Origin of the sequence: Mesorhizobium sp. M1C.F.Ca.ET.210.01.1.1, from assembly GCF_004791585.1 — a bacterium.
Taxonomy (GTDB): domain Bacteria; phylum Pseudomonadota; class Alphaproteobacteria; order Rhizobiales; family Rhizobiaceae; genus Mesorhizobium.
In genome coordinates, this window is sequence record NZ_SRUU01000083.1 from 1 (window position 1) to 1,426 (window position 1,426).

At 66.1% G+C, this 1,426-nt stretch carries 1 protein-coding gene; it reads right to left on the bottom strand.

The annotated features are described in order from the left end of the window. Window positions 1–70 precede the first annotated feature (70 nt). On the bottom strand, window positions 71–1,270 hold the full coding sequence (locus EN853_RS32995) for an IS256 family transposase (RefSeq protein ID WP_127863054.1): 1,200 nt from the start codon (window positions 1,268–1,270) through the stop codon (window positions 71–73). Window positions 1,271–1,426: the final 156 nt, after the last annotated feature.

Genomic DNA, 1,426 nt, shown 5'->3' on the forward strand with positions numbered 1-1,426 from the left:
GATCGTGCCCACTGGAGTGGTGTAGCTGACGGCATTGGTCGCCGTGCTCTCCGGCATGGGCCGGAATTGATCAGCGCGCCACTGCCGGCAGGCTGATGAGCGGATCATCGCTCATTTGGCTGATGGTCTCAAGAGTCATGTAGCGCGCCCGCTGCACGGCCCATTCATCATTCTGTTCAAGCAGCAACGCGCCGACGAGACGGACAATGGCATCGTCATTGGGGAAGATGCCGACGACCTCGGTGCGCCGCTTGATCTCGCCGTTGAGACGCTCGATCGGATTCGTCGAGTGGAGCTTGGTGCGATGTTCCTTGGGGAAGGTCATGTAGGCCAGCACGTCGGGCTCGGCCTCGTCCATGATTGTCGCCAGCTTCGGCACCTTCGGCCGGATCTGGTCGGCGACGGCACGCCATTGGGCGCTGGCAGCCTCGGGCGTCTCCTGGGCGAAGGCGGTCGCGATGAAGGCCGAGACGACCCTGCGGCCGCTCTTGCCGGCGTGCGCCAGCACGTTTCGCATGAAGTGGACCCGGCAGCGCTGCCATGTGGCGCTGAGCACCTTGGTGACGGCGGCCTTGAGGCCCTCATGAGCATCGGAGACGACAAGCTTGACGCCGCGCAGGCCGCGACGGGTCAGCTTGCGCAGGAACTCGGTCCAGATCGGCTCGGCCTCGGAGGTGCCGACCTCCATGCCCAGCACCTCGCGGCGGCCGTCCGCGTTGACGCCGACGGCGATGATGACGGCGACCGAGACGATGCGGCCACCGCGGCGCACCTTCAGGTAGGTGGCGTCGATCCACAGGTATGGCCAATCGCCCTCGATCGGCCGCTCGAGAAAGGCCTTCACCTTGCCGTCGATCTCCTCGCAGAGCCGGCTCACCTGGCTTTTGGAGACGCCGCTCGCGCCCATCGCCTTGACCAGGTCGTCGACCGAGCGCGTCGAGATGCCCTGCACGTAGGCCTCCTGGATGACCGCGGTGAGCGCCTTCTCGGCCATGCGTCGCGGCTCCAGGAAGCTGGGGAAGTAGGAGCCCTTCCTCAGCTTTGGGATGCGCAGCTCGACCGTGCCGGCCCGCGTCTCCCAGTCCCTGTCGCGATAGCCGTTGCGCTGGACAAGCCGCAGCGGGTTCTTCTCGCCATGGGCCGCGCCGGTCGCCGCGCCCACTTCCAGCTCCATCAGCCGCTCAGCGGCAAAGCCGATCATCTCGCGCAAGATATCGGCGTCGGGGGTCTTCTCCACGAGCGTGCGCAGGTCCATCATGTCGTCGGTCATCGGTGCTTCCTTCGAATCAGGTTGTGTCAGCAACCCAACCCTACCGAAGAACATCGATGACCACCGCTACGCCGCTCGCTCGCTACGGCGCTGTTGAGGGCGCGCTCGCGAGCGGCTTCGCTACCGCCGAGCTACACCACTCAGCGGGGCACGACC